Origin of the sequence: Brevundimonas sp. (genome assembly GCF_050729455.1) — a bacterium.
In the GTDB taxonomy this organism is placed as follows: Bacteria; Pseudomonadota; Alphaproteobacteria; order Caulobacterales; family Caulobacteraceae; genus Brevundimonas.
The window spans coordinates 22832-38907 of record NZ_JBOHLI010000028.1 but is presented as its reverse complement, the minus strand read 5'-3'; the positions used below and the strand labels follow the sequence as shown (position 1 = coordinate 38907).

Here is a 16076-nt window from a genome sequence, read left to right as displayed (position 1 = left end):
GGGCAGCAGCCGGAGCAGCGGCGGCGGCGGCGGCCGCGGCGGCTTCGTCAGCCTTCTTCGTCATGGAGCCGCCCTTGGAGGCGACCCAGGCGGCGAATTCGGCCTCGGTGACGACGTTGATCTGCATCGGCATGAAGGCGTGGTCGACACCGCACAGCTCGGAGCACTGGCCATAGTAGACGCCGGTCTTCTCGGCGTTGAACCAGGTCTCGTTGATGCGGCCGGGAACGGCGTCGGTCTTCAGACCGAAGGCCGGCAGGGCCACGGCATGAATCACGTCAGACGCGGTGACCAGCAGGCGGACGGTCTTGCCGACCGGCACGACCATCGGCTCGTCGGCGGCCAGGCGGTAGAGATGAGCCGGCGCCTTGTCCTCGGGCATCATGTTCGAGATGTATTCGGCCACGCCCTGGTCGGGATATTCATAGGCCCAGTTCCACTGGTTGCCCGTGACCTTAACCGTCAGGTCCGCTTCCGGCATGTCGTGATAGGCGAACAGCAGGCGGAACGAGAACAACGAGATGCCGACCAGGATCAGCACCGGCACCACGGTCCAGATGATCTCGATGACCGTGTTGTGGCTCCACTTGGCCGGAACCGGGTTCGAGCGCTTGTTGTAGCGGATGGCGATCCAGATCAGCAGGCCCAGCACCAGCAGGGTGATGATCGTGATGACGGGCATCAACACCCAGTCATGAAAGCGGATCGCCTCGTGCTTCAGCGGCGCGGCCGCGGGCTGCAGGTTGATTCCGCCCGGGGTCGGTTGACCCAGCAGATCCTGCGCCCACGTCGGCGCGGCGACGAAGGCGGCGATGGCGGCCGTGGCGATCCCGCCTCCGATCCGCGTCATGGCTCGCATGCCCATCCCCATTCGAGAAGTCCTCATAAACCGTTCTGCAGCCGATACTTGCGAGCAATTCGCAAACACCGCCGGGCCCGGATGGACCTCGGCGTTTCAGGGCCGGTCCTTATCGGCTCGCCTCGCGCTTGCCAAGCGATCAAGACGCGCAACTCGACGCAGAAGGGCAAAGATCGGCGGATTAATTCGCTGTCATGTAACGACAGCTACCTTGCACAGCACGATACCTTGCGATACCCATTCGTCATCACCGAAGGGAACGCCATGCCCGAATCCATCGATATCCAACTGAAGAAAGGCGTGCTGGGACTGTGCGTGCTGGCCCTGCTGGCCCGCTCCGACAGCTACGCCTACGAAATCGCCAGCCGCCTGTCCGACGCCATCGGCATGGGGGAAGGCACCATCTATCCGCTGATGCGGCGAATGCAGACCGACGGACTGGTCGAGACCTATCTGGTCGAATCCACCAGCGGGCCCTCGCGCAAATATTACCGGCTGACGCCTGCGGGCCGCGCCGCTCTCGAGGGACAGACCGTCGAATGGCGCGCCTTCGCCCAGGCCGTCGAGGCCCTGGTGGCGAACACCGCGCCGCACGACGAAACCATAGCGGCGGGAGCGCCGGTCGAACCGGCCGCCCTGACCGATCAATCCGCAGACGCTCAACGGGGAGCTGAACAATGAACCGCGCCGAATTCCTGGCCCGCCTGAAACGCGGCCTGGTCGGTATGCCGACCTCGTCGGCGGCCGAGATCGTCAACGACTATGAGAGCCATTTCGCCGACGGCGCCGCCGCCGGCCGGACCGAGGCGCAGGTCGCCGAGGCCCTGGGCGATCCCGATCGTCTGGCCCGTGAGCTGAAGGCCGAGGCCAGCGCCAAACGCTGGGGACAGGAACAGACCGCCTCCTCGGCCGCCGGGGCCATCTTCGGCATCCTGGGCCTGGGCGCCATCGACATCCTGATCCTCCTGCCCATCGCCCTGCCGGTGTTCGGCACGGTCCTGTCCATGCTGATCGGCTGCATCGCGGTCTTCGTGGCCGGCGGCTTCGTCCTGGTGGCCGGCCCCTTCCTCGGCGTACCGGGCGGCGCTTTGGCGGCGGCCCTGCTGGGCGTGGGTCTGATGGGCCTCGGCCTGTTCATGGGCGGGCTGATGGCCCTGCTGACCAAGTGGCTGATCGACGCCACCGTCTGGTACGCCCGCCTGCACTACCGCGTGGTCAAGCCCGCGCTCGAACCCCAATCGCAAGCCTGATCCGGTTCTGAGGGAGGAACTGACATGATCCGCAATCTGCTCATCATCTCCGGCGCCGGTCTGATCCTGGCCATCGTCGGCATCGGCGGCGCCTTCGCTGTCGGCGGCCGCGACCTGGCCCGCCACGACTGGACCTGGGTGGTCACCGACGACAACGCCGGCGACGACAGCTTCAAGATCGAGCGCGGCGCCGTCTCGCCCGACGTGACCCGCACCCTGGCCTGGACCGGCGACCAGCGGCTGGCCATCAACCTGCCCGCCGACATCACCTACGACCAGCAGGCCGACGAACCCGGCATCACCGTTATCGGCCCCAAGACTGTCGTGGATCGCGTCCGCTTCGCCAACGGCCGCCTGACGATGGACGAGGCCCCGCGCGGCGACCGCAGCTACATCCGCTGGACCCGCACCGGCATCCACGGCTGGAGCGAAACCGACGTGCTGAAGGTCGTCATCAAGGCCCCCTCGGTGAAGGCCTTCGACCTGTCGGGCATGACCCAGCTGAACATCCGCGGCTATGACCAGCCGACGCTGGACCTGACCATGACCGGCTCGTCGGACGTCACGGCCCAGGGCAAGACCGACGCCGTGACCCTGGACATATCGGGCGCCGGCAACGCCGAACTGGAAGAACTGTTCGTCACCGACGCCAAGCTGCGCGTCAGCGGCAGCGGCGACGCCGAGGTCGGCCCCACCGGCAAGGCCGAGGTCGATGTCTCGGGCAGCGGCTCGGTGCGCCTGACCCGCCGTCCGGCCCAGCTGCGCCAGGACATCAGCGGCTCGGGCGACGTCACCCAAGACTGATCGCCTTACTGGCAACGACGACCGTTCGGCCCCTTTCGCACCGCGAGAGGGGCTGTTCCGTATCTGGAACCCGTGACGCGGGCCGGTCGAGCGCCTATCTAGCCTGGATGACCGCAGCCGCCTCCCCCTCTCCCATCCTCGACGCCGCGGGCGTGGCCCCCGACGAGGCCCTGTCCATCCTGCAGACGGCCCTGGCCGGGGCGGACGACGGCGAGCTGTTCCTGGAAAAGACCGAGAGCGAATCCCTGGTCTTTGACGACGGGCGGCTGAAAGGCGCCTCCTACGACGCGGTAGAAGGCTTCGGCCTGCGCGTGGTGGCGGGCGAGACCGCCGGCTACGCCCACGCCAACGAGATTTCCGCCGCCGCCATCCGCCGCGCCGCCGACAGCGCCTCTCTGGCCAAGCGCGGCTATGCCGGCCACGCCGCCGAGGCCCCGCGCGCCACCAATCAGAAGCTTTATGACGAGGTCGATCCCCTCGCCTCGCCCGGTTTCTCGGACAAGATCGAACTGCTGGCGGAAATCGACGCCTGGGCCCGCGCCCGCGACCCGCGCGTGGTGCAGGTCTCGGCCTCCATCATCGGCGAGCGCCGCGCGGTCGAGATCCTGCGCGCCGACGGTCGGCTGCTCAGCGACGTGCGCCCCCTGGTCCGGCTGAACGTCTCGGTCACGGTCGAGCGCGACGGCAAGCGCGAGAGCGCCTCGTCCGGCGCCGGCGGTCGTGCGGGCTTCGAGGCCTGGATCGCGCCCGACCGCTGGCAGGGTCAGATCGACGAGGCCCTACGTCAGGCCCTGGTCAACCTGGACGCCGTCGACTGCCCGGCGGGCGAGATGGACGTGGTCCTGGGCGCCGGCTGGCCCGGCGTCCTGCTGCACGAAGCCGTCGGCCACGGCTTCGAGGGCGACTTCCACCGCAAGGGCTCCTCGGTCTTTAGCGGCAAGATGGGTCAGCGGGTGGCCGCGCCGGGCGTGACGGTGGTGGACGACGGCTCCATCGCCGGGCGTCGCGGCTCGCTGTCGTTCGACGACGAAGGCACCCCGACCTCGCGCACCGTCCTGATCGAGGACGGCATCATGGTCGGCCTGATGCACGACCGGCTGTCGGCGCGTCAGCTGGGGGCTGTGGCCACCGGCAACGGGCGGCGTCAGTCCTTCGCCCACATGCCCATGCCGCGCATGACCAACACCTTCATGGAGGGCGGCAAGGATTCGCAGGCCGACATGATCGCCAGCACCAAGCGCGGCCTCTACGCCGCCAACTTCGGCGGCGGCCAGGTGGACATCACCAACGGCAAGTTCGTCTTCCAGTGCACCGAGGCCTATCTGATCGAGGACGGCAGGATCACCGCCCCGGTGCGCGGCGCCACCCTGATCGGCGACGGCGCCACGGCCCTGACCCACATCCAGATGATCGGCGACGACTTCGCCTTCGACCCCGGCGTCGGCACCTGCGGCAAGTCCGGTCAGGGCGTCCCCGTCGGCATCGGCCAGCCCAGCCTCAAGATCGGCGGCCTGACGGTGGGCGGCACAGCGGTTTAAGGGGTTGCGGCCTCCACCGGCGCGGCTTTCCATTCCGGCCCTTCGATCTCATAGCCCTGGGCCTCCAGCCGATCGAGCACGCCGTCGGGCTCGGCCAGGACGCGCAGTTGGGCGACCGCCATGGTCACGCCCGGCTCGCCCAGGGCCGTCTGCACCGCCTCGGCCCACTGGCGGCGCAACAGGGGCGCGATCTCGGGATCGCCCCAGGGCCAGCACAGGCCCAGGGCCTGCTCCAGCGGCTGGGTCATGACCTGGGGCACGCGACGGGCGCGCCAGTCGTTGATACGAATGGCGGCGGCCTCCGGCCCGGCCTCGGCGGCGGACAGGGCGCTTTCCAGACAGGTCGCATAGGTGGCGGGCGGGGCGGTGATCAGGCTGTCGACGATCTCGTCGCCGCGCACCGTGCCGACGGGACGCACCGGGATGCGGGCGTCGCGCGCCACCTTCTTGACCACGTCGGTGGCGTTGCGGGTGCGGCCCCGCTCATAGCCGGCCTTATCGCTCATCAGATCCATGCTGAGGATCATCAGGCTGTTGGTGCGCCAGCCGTCGTTCTTCTGGTCCGCCATCACCGTTTCCAGCCGCGCCTGCACCGCGGGCGACAGGTAGTCTGCGGTCGTTGTTCCCTGGGGCAGCGTGCGGATGCGCCAGATCAGGCGAAAGACGTCGGCGACCGAGGCGCGCCCTTCCTGCGGGAACAGAATGCGCTGCGCGCGGCGCGTCGCGGCCTCCAGCGCCTCGGGCCGCCATTCGACGTCGCGCGGCACGCCGCTGATGGCGCCGACCAGGATCAGGGTGCTGTCGCCGCGCGTCACCTGCCAGATCGGGGCGTCGGTGCGACGGGCGGTGACGACGATCTCGTCCACCGTGGTCGCGGGCGTCGCGGCGGCGTCCTGCGCCCGCACGGCCGCGGGCGCGCCCAGCGACAAGCCAAGAACAACTGCCGGAACGACAAGGAAACGAGACTTCATGACCGTTGCCGTAACAGTAACTAACCGAGCTGTAATCTGACTAATCGGTAATGCTGTCCGCGATTTAATCCACCTGTCAGGCTTGTAACTGGAGACTGAGCGTCGCTGCCGTCACACCTTCCCCACGACCGAGGGAGAGGACGACCCCATGACCAAGACCATTCTGCTGGCCACCACCGCAGCGCTCGCGATCGGCGCCGCCGCGCCCGCTCTGGCCGACACGGCGCCCGCCCCCCAGACGGCGCAGGCGCAGGATCAGGGCGTCCTGGTCTTCACCCCCGACTTCTTCGCCGACGCCCGCCCCAATACGGCGCTGGACATGGTCAACCGCGTGCCGGGCTTCTCGGTCAACGACGGCGACGGCGCCCGGGGCTTTGAAGGCGCGGTCGGCAACATCCTGATCAACGGCTCGCGTCCGGCCTCCAAGAACGACACCGGCTCCAACGTCCTGGGCCGCACCGTGGCGACGCAGGTCGAGCGGATCGAACTGGTCCGCGGCGGCGCCCCCGGCATCGACATGCAAGGCTATTCGGTCGTCGCCAACGTCATCCTGAAAACGACCTCCAGCCGCGAGCACGTCCTCAACTGGAACGCCAGCCTGTTCGAAGGCGGCCGGAACCTGTTTGGCGGCTCCTATCAGTTCACGGCCCGCGAAGGCGACCGCACCTGGGGCGTGACCCTGAGCGACGGCATTTCGTCCAGCGATTCCAACGGCGCCGGCCGGGTGCTGCGCTTCGACGCCAACGGCGCGGTGTTGCGGGACGAAACCTATTACAACGACAACTACGGCGGCGGGAGCTCGATCCGCGGCAACTATTCCAGCCCCTTCATGGGCGGAAAGATCGACCTGACCGCCCGCTACGGGATCAACGACTGGCACAGCTTCAGCCGACAGACCGCGCCCGACATCCTGCGCGAGAACCTCTATGACAGCGACAGCAAGAGCGGCGAGTTCGGGGCGGTCTATACGCGCCCCCTGTCGCAGAAGCTGAAGCTGGAGACCCGCTTCATCCACGAGTTCAGCGAGTTCGAGGACCTCTCCACCTCGCGCACCCGACTGGGCGCCGTCGCCAGCCCGGAGCAGTTGTTCAGCTCGGACGGAAACGCTTCGGAGACCATCCTGCGCGGCCTGGTCCGCTACGAGCGCTCGCCTTCGATGGACTTCGAGACCGGCGGCGAGATTGCTTACAATATGCTGGAGACCGATCAGGCCTATTCGGTCGGCGGCGTCCGCGTGCCCCTGCCCTCGGCCTCGGTCAAGGTCGAGGAGACGCGCGGCGAACTGTTCGGCAAGGCAACCTGGCGGATTAATCCGAAATGGACGCTGGAGAGCGGCCTGCGGCTGGAATCCTCGACCATCAGCCAGTCAGGCGACGCCTCGCAGGAAAAGAGCTTCTTCTTCGCCAAGCCGCGCCTGCTGGCGACCTGGACCCCCATGCCCAACAATCAGCTGCGGCTGCGGTTCGAGCGCACCGTGGGTCAGCTGGACTTCGGCGACTTCGCCGCCTCGGCCGAGTTCGCCGACGAGAACGTCTTCGGCGGCAACGTCAACCTGCAGCCGGAATCGCGCTGGGTCAGCGAAGTGACCTATGAAAAGCGGTTCTGGGGCGAAGGCATCGTCAGCCTCGGCCTGCGCCACGACCAGATCACCGACGCCATCGACCTGATCCCGCTGGACGGCGGCCTGGCGGCGGTCGGCAACATCAGCGACGGCACGCTGGATCAGCTGGCCCTGAACGTGACCGTCCCCACCGACAAGTTGGGCGTCTCGGGCGGCAAGTTCGGCTTCCGCAACACCTGGAACAAGACCGAGGTCACCGACCCGACCACCGGCGAGAAACGCCCCATCTCGAACGTCCGTCCGACCCAGGCCACCATCACCTTCCAGCAAGACATCACCTCGTGGAAACTGCAGTGGGGCGGCGCCTGGCTGCCCCTGCTGGGCCAGAAGGGCTTCCAGCCCGACCAGATCTCGGGCTGGCGCGGCGCCGACTATTACGAGCTGTGGGCCGAGTACAAGCCGACACCGACCCTGTCGATCCGCGGCCAGGTCAACATCTGGAACGACTTCGACCTCGAACGCACGGTCTTCGCCGACCGCGTGACGCGCCCCGTGGCCTTCGTCGAGAACCGCCTCATCGACCCGCGCACCTTCTGGCAGGTGCGGGTGCGCAAGACCTTCTGAGGCTCAAGAGCAAGACCCCCGGCTGAACCGGGGCTTCCCCCGGACCAACTGAAAAGGGCGGCGCCTCCTGCGAGACGCCGCCCTCCTCTTGTCGATCGGAATGTCAGGCGATCAGTGAATGCCCGCCATGCCCTTCTTCAGCAGCGGCGACAGCGCCAGCAGCACCACGCCGACCACCACGCCGGTCCAGCCGATGGTCCCGAAGATCGAGCCATAGGTCTGCAGCGCCAGCTCGGGGCTGGTCACCACGCCCGCCACCGTGTCGGTCGAGGTCGCCTGGGCGATGAAGCCGGCGGCGATGTGCGCCACCGAGCTGGATAGGAACCAGACGCCCATCATCAGGCCGACGACGCGATCGACCGACAGCTTGGTGATCATCGACAGCCCCACCGGCGACAGGCACAGCTCGCCCATCGTGTGCAGGAAGTAGGTCAGGAAGAGGAAGATCAGCGGCACGCGGAAGTCCACGTTGGCCTGAGTCGCCGACGCCCAGGTCAGCAGCAGGAAGCCGGCGCCGACCAGAACCAGGGCGAAGGAGAACTTCACCGGGGTCGAGGGCTCCAGGTTGCGCTGGCCCAGCCACACCCACAGGGCGGCGATAATCGGGCCGCCGATGACGATGATGCCCGGGTTGAACATCTGGGTCATGGGGGCGTTGAACCACGACGGCATGGACGTCGACTGATCCGCGAACAGGGTCAGCGACGAGCCGGCCTGTTCGAACAGTGCCCAGAACAGGACCGAGAAGAAGATCAGGGTCAGGGCGACCAGCATACGGCTGCGCTCGGTGCCGCGCAGCTTGAACACCACGTAGCCGACCACCGAAGCGAAAATCACGCCGGCCAGCCAGGGCAGGGCCGTTTCGATGATATGGTGACGCTGCATCAACAGCCAGACCGGGAAGACCGCGACCAGGCCGCCGATCCAGAAGACGGCTTCGAACGGCACGCCGAAGATCTTGCGGGTCTTGAGCATTTCCGGCTGCGGCGGACCGCCGCGACCTTCCAGCCAGCTCTGGCCCAGGATGAAGGTGATCAGGCCCAGCGTCATGCCGATGCCGGCCAGACCGAAACCGTAGGCCCAGCCGTACTTGATGCCGAGATAGGAACAGGCTGCGGTGGCCAGCACCGAACCCAGGTTGATGCCGACGTAGAAGATGGTGAAACCGCCGTCGCGACGGGGATCGTTCTCTTCATACAGGGCGCCGACGACCGTCGAGATATTGGCCTTCAGGAAGCCCACGCCGACGATGATCAGCGACAGGGCGAAGAACAGGATCGGTTCGCCGAAGCCGAGATCGCGAATGGTCTCCAGCTTGTAGCCGCCCGTGGCGGTGAAGGCCGGGAAGCCCCCCGCCTCAGGCTGAGCCGAGGCCACGATCAGAGCCGCGGCGTTGGCTGCCGCCGGCTCGGCGCCGACCTTGGACACGCCTTCAGGCGAGATCGTGATCTGGGTCCGCTCATCGCCGTTGACGGCGAAAATGGCGCGGTTCTGGTCGCGGCCTTCGACCTGAAGCTCGTAGGTCGTGGCGCCGATGGTCAGTTTCTCACGACCGCCCGTGCCTTCGAAGGCCATCATGAAGTGACCCGCCACCAGCAGGACGGCGCCGATGATGACCGCCTTGCGCGAGCCCAGATACTTGTCGGCGATCATGCCGCCGACGACCGGCATCAGATAGACCAGCGCCGCATAGGCGGCGTAGATGCCCTGCGCCTCTTTCGGGCCGAACAGGAAGTGCTGGGTCAGGTAGAGGACCAGAAGCGCCCGCATCCCGTAGAAGGAAAAGCGTTCCCACATCTCTGTGAGGAACAGGACCACCAGCCCCCGCGGGTGTCCTAGAAACGTCTTTCGAGGCGCCGCCGACAGCGCGCCCCCCCCATCCGTCGTGCTCAACGGCGTTCTCCCAAATGCTGCGCCCCGACTAGGCGCTTAAGCGCGCAGACACAGCACGGCGGGGCCGCGTGAACAAGCGTTAACGCTACGGCCTGTCACTGCAATGACGCATTTGTCAGGCCCGATAACGCAACTTTAGATTGTTTTTCGTGCTGCTTGTTCCAGGCGTGCAACTCGAAGCTCGGTCGATTCGTTATCGCCAAGCTTGCAGAAGGACCTGAAACATATGGCCGTCCGCCGCTTTCGCCCCTCCGACGTCCCCGACGTGAACCGGCTGCACCGGGACGTCTGGTGGCCCGAGCGTTCGCCCGAGGGCTGGCGCTGGCTGGACGACAACCCCGCACGACGCGCGCTGGACGCCCCCGCGGGCTGGGTGGTCGAGGACGCCGACGGCGGCCCCGCCGCCTTCCTGGGCAACTTCATCCAGCGGTTCTGGATCGGCGACCGCCCGCTGTATGGCGCGACCGGCTTCTCCGTCATCGTCCCGCCCGACCAGAAGGGCCGCAGCCGCGACCTGATCGAAACCTTCATCAGACAGCCCGACTGTTTCGCCCGTTACACGCTGAACGCCAACGCCCGCTCCAGCCCGCTTTACCAGCGGTTCGGCATGGCCCCCTGGCCGGTCCGAACTCATGCGCTGAAGCTGTCGTGGATCATCAATCCCGCCGCCTGCCTCTATAGCCGGGGGCTGCGTGCGCTGGTCGCGCGCGAGCCCCGCGCGGCGCGCTGGCTCGGCGAACAGCTGATGCCGCCGCGCCGCGCCGATCGACCGCCAGACACGCGGGGGTTGCCGGACGGCGTCTCGCCGCTGGACAACCTGTCCGATGCATCGCCTTACGGTCGCTTCTGGGCGGCGCTGCGCGATCAGGGGCGGCTGGTGGCCGACCGCAGCCCGGCCATGTTGCGCTGGCGGCTGTCCGACCCTGATCTGACGGCTCGCCCGCTTCATCTGGTGCGCAGACTGGGGGACGAGATCACCGGCCACGCCCTGGCGCTGCTGAGCAAGGGCAATTCCATCGAACCGCCGACGCTGGAGATCCTCGACCTGAAGGCGCTGGACCGGGACCGGGCCGCGATCACCGCTCTGGTCGCAGCCCTGATGCAGCTGGCCCCGGCGCTCGGCGCCGCCAAGGTGCGGCTTCAGGTCGTGACGGACGACGTTCTGGGCGATCTGGCGCGCAAGGCGCGGCGCGAGGGCGGCTGGGGGCACTGCCACGTCGCCTTCGAGCCCGACGTCGAGGGGGCGGGCGACTGGCGTCCCACGCCGTTCGACGGCGACTATTCATTTTGCGTACGGCCGATGCCCCGGTGGACGCAACCTGTCGGGCGCCGATGGGTCTCGGACAAGGCGGCGCCGACAGGATCGGAGGCCGTGGCCTAGGGCCGCGCTTTCAACTCGTCGCGGATCTCGGCCAGCAGAGCCTCGGTCGGAGTCGGAGCGGCGGTCTCGGCCGGCTGTTCACGACGCAGCTTGTTGACGCCCTTGACCGCCAGGAAGACCACGAAGGCCACGATCAGGAACTGGATCAGGGTGTTGATGAAGGCGCCGTACTGGATCGCCACCTTCTCGACCGCGGCGGTCGCGGAATCCTCGGGCACCAGGACCCATTCCAGATGGGCGAAGTCCACCTTGCCCAGCAGCAGGCCGATGGGCGGCATGACGACCTGATCGACCAGGCTGGTGATGATCTTGCCGAACGAGGCGCCGATGATGACGCCGACCGCCAGGTCGATGACATTGCCGCGCGCGGCGAACTCACGAAACTCGGTAATCAGGCGCATTAATTCAGTCTTTCTTTCAGGCGTCGCCGGAAGCGTTCAGGCGCTCGCGAAGTTCCTTGCCGCTCTTGAAGAAGGGCACGGCCTTGGCCGGAACCTCGACCGTGTCGCCGGTGCGCGGATTGCGGCCGACGCGCGCCGGGCGGCTGCGCACCGAAAAAGCGCCGAAGCCCCTCAGCTCGACCCGGCCGCCGTCGGACAGGGCCTCGGTCATCTGGCCCAGGACGACATTGACCACCCGTTCGACCTCGGCATGGGTCAGGTGGATATTCTCGGCCGCCAGCTTCTCGATCAGTTCAGACTTGATCATTCAGGCCCCCGCCCGTGGCTGTTTCAGATGCAGTCGCTTCCGCTCAGGTCCGCACCCTAACCGTCTGACGCCACTGGAAGAAAGGGGGTCGCGTCGGATGAAGAGCGATTCTCACGGGCAAGCCTCGCCATTGGTGCGGGTTCTTGCCCGACGCGCAAGAAAAAAGGCGGCTGGATCGCTCCAGCCGCCCCGTTTTCTGGTCAGAAAGGAAGATTATTCCTTCGAACCGGCCTTTTCGCGAAGCGCGGCGCCCAGGATGTCGCCCAGCGAAGCGCCCGAGTCCGACGAACCGAACTGTTCGATGGCCTCGGCCTCGTCCTTCATTTCCAGCGCCTTGACCGACACCGAGACGCGGCGCGTGGCCTTGTCGATGCCCGTGATCATGGCGTCGATACGATCGCCGACGGCGAAGCGTTCCGGACGTTGCTCGTTGCGGTCGCGCGACAGGTCCGACTTGCGGACGAAGGCCGTGACCGGCGCGTCGTCTTCACCGAATTTGACTTCGATGCCGCCGGTTTCGATCGACGTCACGGTGACGGTGATCTGCTGGCCGCGCTTGTAGACGTCGCCTTCCATCGGGTCGCCGCCGAGCTGCTTGACGCCCAGCGAGACGCGTTCCTTCTCGATGTCGACGTCCAGCACCTTGGCCTTGATCGTTTCACCCTTGCGGTAACGCTGGATGGCTTCTTCGCCCGACACGTTCCAGTCCAGGTCCGACAGGTGGACCATGCCGTCGATGTCGTTGTCCAGGCCGACGAACAGGCCGAACTCGGTGGCGTTCTTGACTTCGCCCTCGACGGTCGAACCGATCGGGTGGGCCTCGACGAAGGCTTCCCACGGGTTGTTCTGGGCTTGCTTCAGGCCCAGCGAGATGCGGCGCTTGGCGCTGTCGACGTCCAGGACGATGACTTCCACTTCCTGCGAGGTGGAGACGATCTTGCCCGGGTGGACGTTCTTCTTGGTCCAGGACATTTCCGAGACGTGGACCAGGCCTTCGACGCCGGCTTCCAGCTCCACGAAGGCGCCGTAGTCGGTGATGTTGGTGATGCGGCCGGTGTACTTGGCGTTGACCGGGTACTTGGCTTCGACGCCGTCCCACGGATCCGACTGCAGCTGCTTCATGCCGAGCGAGATGCGCTGGGTGTCCGGGTTGATCTTGACGATCTGGACCTTGACGGTGTCGCCGACGGCCAGGACTTGCGACGGATGCGAGACGCGCTTCCACGACATGTCGGTGACGTGCAGCAGGCCGTCGATGCCGCCCAGGTCAACGAACGCACCGTAGTCGGTGATGTTCTTAACGACGCCTTCGCGGACTTCACCCTCTTGCAGCTGGCCGACCAGCTCCGTGCGCTGTTCGGCGCGGGCTTCTTCCAGGATGGCGCGACGCGAGACGACGATGTTGCCGCGCGGACGGTCCATTTTCAGGATGGCGAAGGGTTGTTCCTTGCCCATCAGCGGGCCGACGTCGCGCACCGGGCGGATGTCGACTTGCGAGCCGGGCAGGAAGGCCGAGGCGCCGCCCAGATCGACGGTGAAGCCGCCCTTGACGCGACCGACGATGGCGCCGTTGACCGGCTGACCTTCGGCGAAGACGACTTCCAGACGGGTCCAGGCTTCTTCGCGGCGAGCCTTGTCGCGGCTGATGACGGCTTCACCCAGGGCGTTCTCGACGCGTTCCAGGTAGACTTCGACGTTGTCGCCGACCTTCGGGATGACGGCGCCTTCGCCGATGCCGAATTCACGGGCCGGGATACGACCTTCGGTCTTCAGACCGACGTCGATGATGATGATGTCTTTCTCGATGCCGACGACGCGGCCGTGAACGACCTGGCCTTCGCCAAGGTCGCGACCCTGCAGTTGTTCGTCGAGCAGCGCGGCGAAATCGTCACGCGAGGGGTTATGGGTGTCGGTCATGTAGCTCTGGGGTTGGGGCGCGCGACCGAATGGTCCCGCACGGGTGGATAAAGAGGAAAAGGGAAAATCAGGTCGTCAGGACGCGAGGCCGGCGCAAGGGGCGCAAACAAATAAAGCCAGTACGCCCGCGGCAGCCGAGGTCAGGAGCGTTGGATTTGTCCAGTTAAGGTCTAAACCCCGACCCGGACGCGCGCCGCCTCGACGATACGGCGGGCCGCATCGAAGGCGGCTTCTATACCCAGATCGGTCGTGTCCAGCAAGACCGCGTCCTCGGCCTGGACCATGGGGGCGGAATCCCGGCCCGAGTCCCGCTCGTCGCGGCGGCGGATGTCCTCCAGCATGTCGGCCAAGGCGATGTCCTGGCCCCGCGCGGTCAGCTGTTTCCAGCGCCGTTCGGCCCGGACCTCGGGGGTGGCGGTGACATAGAGCTTGGCCACCGCGTCCGGGGCGATGACGGTGCCGATGTCGCGTCCGTCCAGAACGGCGCCGCCGGGCTGGGCGGCGAAGTCCTGCTGCAGTTTCAGCAGGGCGGCGCGCACGCCCGGATGGCTGGCGACGCGACTGGCCGCCTCGCCCGCGTCGCGCTCGGTCAGGCGCGGATTGTCGGACAGGCCGGCGAGATCCAGCGACAGGGCCGCCGCCTCGGCCGCGTCGGCGTCGTCCAGATCCTGCCCCGCATCCAGCACCGCCAGGCCCACGGCGCGGTACAGCAGGCCGGTGTCCAGATGCGGCAGGCCGTAATGCGTCGCCAGACGCGCAGCAATGGTGCCCTTGCCGGATGCGGCGGGGCCGTCGACGGCGATAATGAGAGAGGAATTCATGATCTGCGTTTGCCCGGAACTTCGCCCTGACGCCACCGCTTCGTCAGCAGAGCTCCGATCGCCTCAGCCCAAAGCATGCAGACAACCAGCAAAAATAGCCCCCAGATCAAGCCTGTCCCGCTGAAGAATGGAGAACTGGCGTCAACAACGCTGCGCTTCAGCGGCAAAACCCCCGCTCGCAGTCCCTGCCACAACTTCCACGCACCCAGGCAACTCACGACGCCGTAGCAGATCACCTGCCCGACCAGCAGACCCAGCGATCGTGGCGGTCCGGGGACGATGATCACGCCGCACTCACCCGATGCTCCCGCCCAGGCCGTTCATCATCGCGACGAAGCCGGGGAAGCTGGTGGCGATCATCTCCGGGTCCAGCACCGAGACGGGCTGCTCGGCGGCCAGGCCGAGGATCAGGTGGCTCATGGCGATACGGTGATCGTGAGCGGTGGCGACGGTCGCGCCGCCCCGAACCGGACCGCCCGTGACGATGAAGCCCTCGGCCTCTTCCTCCACCGCGACGCCGCAGGCGGTCAGGCCGGCGACCATCAGGGCGATGCGGTCGCTTTCCTTGACCCGCATCTCGCCGACGCCGCGCATGACGGTGCGGCCCTCGGCATAGGCGGCGGTCGCCGACAGGATCGGGTATTCGTCGATCATCGAGGCGGCGCGGTCTTCCGGCACGACCACGCCCTTGAGCGCGGAATAGCGGGCCGTGATGTCGCCCACGTCCTCGCCCCCGCTGACGCGACGATTGGTGATGGTCAGGTCGGCGCCCATTTCGATCCAGGTGTCGAACAGGCCGGTGCGCTGCGGGTTCAGCATGACGCCTTCGACCGTGACCTCAGAGCCCGGAACGATCAGGGCCGCGGCCAGGGGGAAGGCCGCCGAGGACGGATCGCCCGGCACGGCCACGAAGGTTCCGGTCAGCGTCTGCCCGCCCTTGAGGCGAATGCGCCAGCCCTCGCCTTCCTCGGTCACGTCCACCGTCGCCCCGAAGGCGCGCAGCATCCGCTCGGTGTGATCGCGGCTCTTTTCCGGCTCAACCACGACGGTGTCGCCCGCCGCGTTCAGACCGGCCAGCAGAATGGCCGACTTGATCTGGGCCGAGGCCACCGTCTGCACGTATTCAATGCCCTTCAGACCGCCGCCATGCAGGGTCAGGGGCAGGCGGTCCTCGGTGCCGTTCCAGTCGAAGCGCGCCCCCATGTCGGCCAGAGGCCCGGTGACACGCTTCATCGGCCGCTTGCGCAGCGAGGCGTCGCCGTCGAAGGTCGCCGTCAGATCATAGCCCGCGGCGGCGCCCATCAGCAGGCGCACGCCGGTGCCGGCGTTGCCACAGTCGATGACCGCGCCGGGGCTACGGAAGCCGCCCATTCCCCGAGCTTGGCCCGTCACCCGCCAGCGCCCCTCGCCCAGACGCTCGACCGTGGCGCCGAAGGCCTCGACCGCACGGGCGGTGGCCAGGATGTCGTCGCCTTCCAGCAGACCCTCGATGTCGGTCACGCCTTCGGCCATGCCGCCGAAGATAAGCGAGCGGTGCGACATGGACTTGTCGCCGGGCGCGCGAATGGCGCCTTTCAGGGCGGAAACAGGTCGCGCGGTAAGGGTCGAAAGGGCAGTCACCCGGCCGGAATCTCCGATTGTTCAGGAACGGCCGCGCTGGCGCGGACAAGAAGGCTTTTGACAGCGGCCCCCTTGGGTGGCAAGGGAGCCGGCCGAATTCCCAAATTCAACTCCTGCCGAAGGTTATCC

Annotated in this window: 14 protein-coding genes; 6 read left to right on the top strand and 8 right to left on the bottom strand. The window is 67.2% G+C overall.

The features are described from left to right. Positions 1–871 (bottom strand): cytochrome c oxidase subunit II (coxB, locus tag ACREEF_RS09000; RefSeq protein WP_431565253.1); only part of this gene is annotated, 871 nt, incomplete at its 3' end. Positions 872–1123: 252 nt separating this feature from the next. Here coxB and ACREEF_RS08995 point away from each other — a divergent pair. The 4 genes from ACREEF_RS08995 to tldD all read left to right on the top strand — a co-directional run bounded on the left by ACREEF_RS08995 (position 1124) and on the right by tldD (position 4451). Next, complete coding sequence (locus ACREEF_RS08995; RefSeq protein ID WP_431565252.1) at positions 1124–1540, top strand: PadR family transcriptional regulator; 417 nt, start codon at positions 1124–1126, stop codon at positions 1538–1540. After that, complete coding sequence (locus ACREEF_RS08990) at positions 1537–2109, top strand: DUF1700 domain-containing protein (protein ID WP_431565251.1); 573 nt, start codon at positions 1537–1539, stop codon at positions 2107–2109. Before ACREEF_RS08995 ends, ACREEF_RS08990 begins: the two co-directional genes overlap by 4 nt. Positions 2110–2133: 24 nt before the next feature. Next, positions 2134–2913, top strand: a complete 780-nt coding sequence (locus ACREEF_RS08985) for a GIN domain-containing protein (protein WP_431565250.1) — start codon at positions 2134–2136, stop codon at positions 2911–2913. A gap of 107 nt (positions 2914–3020) precedes the next feature. Continuing rightward, positions 3021–4451: a metalloprotease TldD gene (gene tldD / locus ACREEF_RS08980; RefSeq protein WP_431565249.1), complete on the top strand. Its 1431-nt coding sequence runs from the start codon at positions 3021–3023 to the stop codon at positions 4449–4451. On the opposite strand, the gene ACREEF_RS08975 is transcribed toward tldD, so the two are convergent. Continuing rightward, the gene (locus ACREEF_RS08975; RefSeq protein WP_431565248.1) at positions 4448–5422 is read right to left on the bottom strand and encodes a TraB/GumN family protein; all 975 of its coding nucleotides are present in this window, start codon (positions 5420–5422) and stop codon (positions 4448–4450) included. The genes tldD and ACREEF_RS08975 overlap by 4 nt on opposite strands. Before the next feature lie 148 nt (positions 5423–5570). Between ACREEF_RS08975 and ACREEF_RS08970 the strand changes: the two genes are divergently transcribed. Beyond that, positions 5571–7607: a TonB-dependent receptor plug domain-containing protein gene (locus ACREEF_RS08970; protein ID WP_431565247.1), complete on the top strand. Its 2037-nt coding sequence runs from the start codon at positions 5571–5573 to the stop codon at positions 7605–7607. Between the two features lie 111 nt (positions 7608–7718). Here the strand turns inward: ACREEF_RS08970 and ACREEF_RS08965 are convergent, their stop codons facing one another. Continuing rightward, positions 7719–9425 carry a peptide MFS transporter gene (locus tag ACREEF_RS08965; RefSeq protein WP_431565246.1) on the bottom strand — a complete coding sequence of 569 codons (1707 nt, stop codon included), beginning with the start codon at positions 9423–9425 and terminating at the stop codon, positions 7719–7721. Between the two features lie 301 nt (positions 9426–9726). Here ACREEF_RS08965 and ACREEF_RS08960 point away from each other — a divergent pair, with 301 nt between their 5' ends. After that, positions 9727–10881 carry an N-acetyltransferase gene (locus tag ACREEF_RS08960; protein ID WP_431565245.1) on the top strand — a complete coding sequence of 385 codons (1155 nt, stop codon included), beginning with the start codon at positions 9727–9729 and terminating at the stop codon, positions 10879–10881. Here the strand turns inward: ACREEF_RS08960 and mscL are convergent. The 5 genes from mscL to aroA form a co-directional block, all read right to left on the bottom strand. Then, positions 10878–11282 carry a large-conductance mechanosensitive channel protein MscL gene (gene mscL / locus ACREEF_RS08955; RefSeq protein ID WP_431565244.1) on the bottom strand — a complete coding sequence of 135 codons (405 nt, stop codon included), beginning with the start codon at positions 11280–11282 and terminating at the stop codon, positions 10878–10880. The two genes, ACREEF_RS08960 and mscL, sit on opposite strands and share 4 nt — an antisense overlap. Before the next feature lie 16 nt (positions 11283–11298). Next, positions 11299–11589 (bottom strand): integration host factor subunit beta, encoded by a 291-nt coding sequence (locus ACREEF_RS08950; protein WP_431565243.1) that lies wholly within the window; start codon positions 11587–11589, stop codon positions 11299–11301. A 213-nt stretch (positions 11590–11802) separates the two neighbouring features. Then, on the bottom strand, positions 11803–13506 hold the full coding sequence (gene rpsA, locus ACREEF_RS08945; RefSeq protein ID WP_431565242.1) for a 30S ribosomal protein S1: 1704 nt from the start codon (positions 13504–13506) through the stop codon (positions 11803–11805). Positions 13507–13676: 170 nt separating this feature from the next. Next, the gene (gene cmk, locus ACREEF_RS08940) at positions 13677–14327 is read right to left on the bottom strand and encodes a (d)CMP kinase (protein WP_431565241.1); all 651 of its coding nucleotides are present in this window, start codon (positions 14325–14327) and stop codon (positions 13677–13679) included. A 294-nt stretch (positions 14328–14621) separates the two neighbouring features. After that, a complete protein-coding gene (gene aroA / locus ACREEF_RS08935; protein WP_431565240.1) occupies positions 14622–15947 on the bottom strand; it encodes a 3-phosphoshikimate 1-carboxyvinyltransferase in 1326 nt (441 codons plus the stop codon). Positions 15948–16076: the final 129 nt, after the last annotated feature.

Excerpts from the sequence above, each read along its gene's own strand:
- ACREEF_RS08995 (WP_431565252.1), top strand. The coding sequence starts at position 1,124 with ATGCCCGAATCCATCGATATCCAACTGAAGAAAGGCGTGCTGGGACTG.
- ACREEF_RS08990 (WP_431565251.1), top strand. The coding sequence starts at position 1,537 with ATGAACCGCGCCGAATTCCTGGCCCGCCTGAAACGCGGCCTGGTCGGT.
- ACREEF_RS08985 (WP_431565250.1), top strand. The coding sequence starts at position 2,134 with ATGATCCGCAATCTGCTCATCATCTCCGGCGCCGGTCTGATCCTGGCC.
- tldD (WP_431565249.1), top strand. The coding sequence starts at position 3,021 with ATGACCGCAGCCGCCTCCCCCTCTCCCATCCTCGACGCCGCGGGCGTG.
- ACREEF_RS08975 (WP_431565248.1), bottom strand. The coding sequence starts at position 5,422 with ATGAAGTCTCGTTTCCTTGTCGTTCCGGCAGTTGTTCTTGGCTTGTCG.
- ACREEF_RS08970 (WP_431565247.1), top strand. The coding sequence starts at position 5,571 with ATGACCAAGACCATTCTGCTGGCCACCACCGCAGCGCTCGCGATCGGC.
- ACREEF_RS08960 (WP_431565245.1), top strand. The coding sequence starts at position 9,727 with ATGGCCGTCCGCCGCTTTCGCCCCTCCGACGTCCCCGACGTGAACCGG.
- mscL (WP_431565244.1), bottom strand. The coding sequence starts at position 11,282 with ATGCGCCTGATTACCGAGTTTCGTGAGTTCGCCGCGCGCGGCAATGTC.
- ACREEF_RS08950 (WP_431565243.1), bottom strand. The coding sequence starts at position 11,589 with ATGATCAAGTCTGAACTGATCGAGAAGCTGGCGGCCGAGAATATCCAC.
- rpsA (WP_431565242.1), bottom strand. The coding sequence starts at position 13,506 with ATGACCGACACCCATAACCCCTCGCGTGACGATTTCGCCGCGCTGCTC.
- cmk (WP_431565241.1), bottom strand. The coding sequence starts at position 14,327 with ATGAATTCCTCTCTCATTATCGCCGTCGACGGCCCCGCCGCATCCGGC.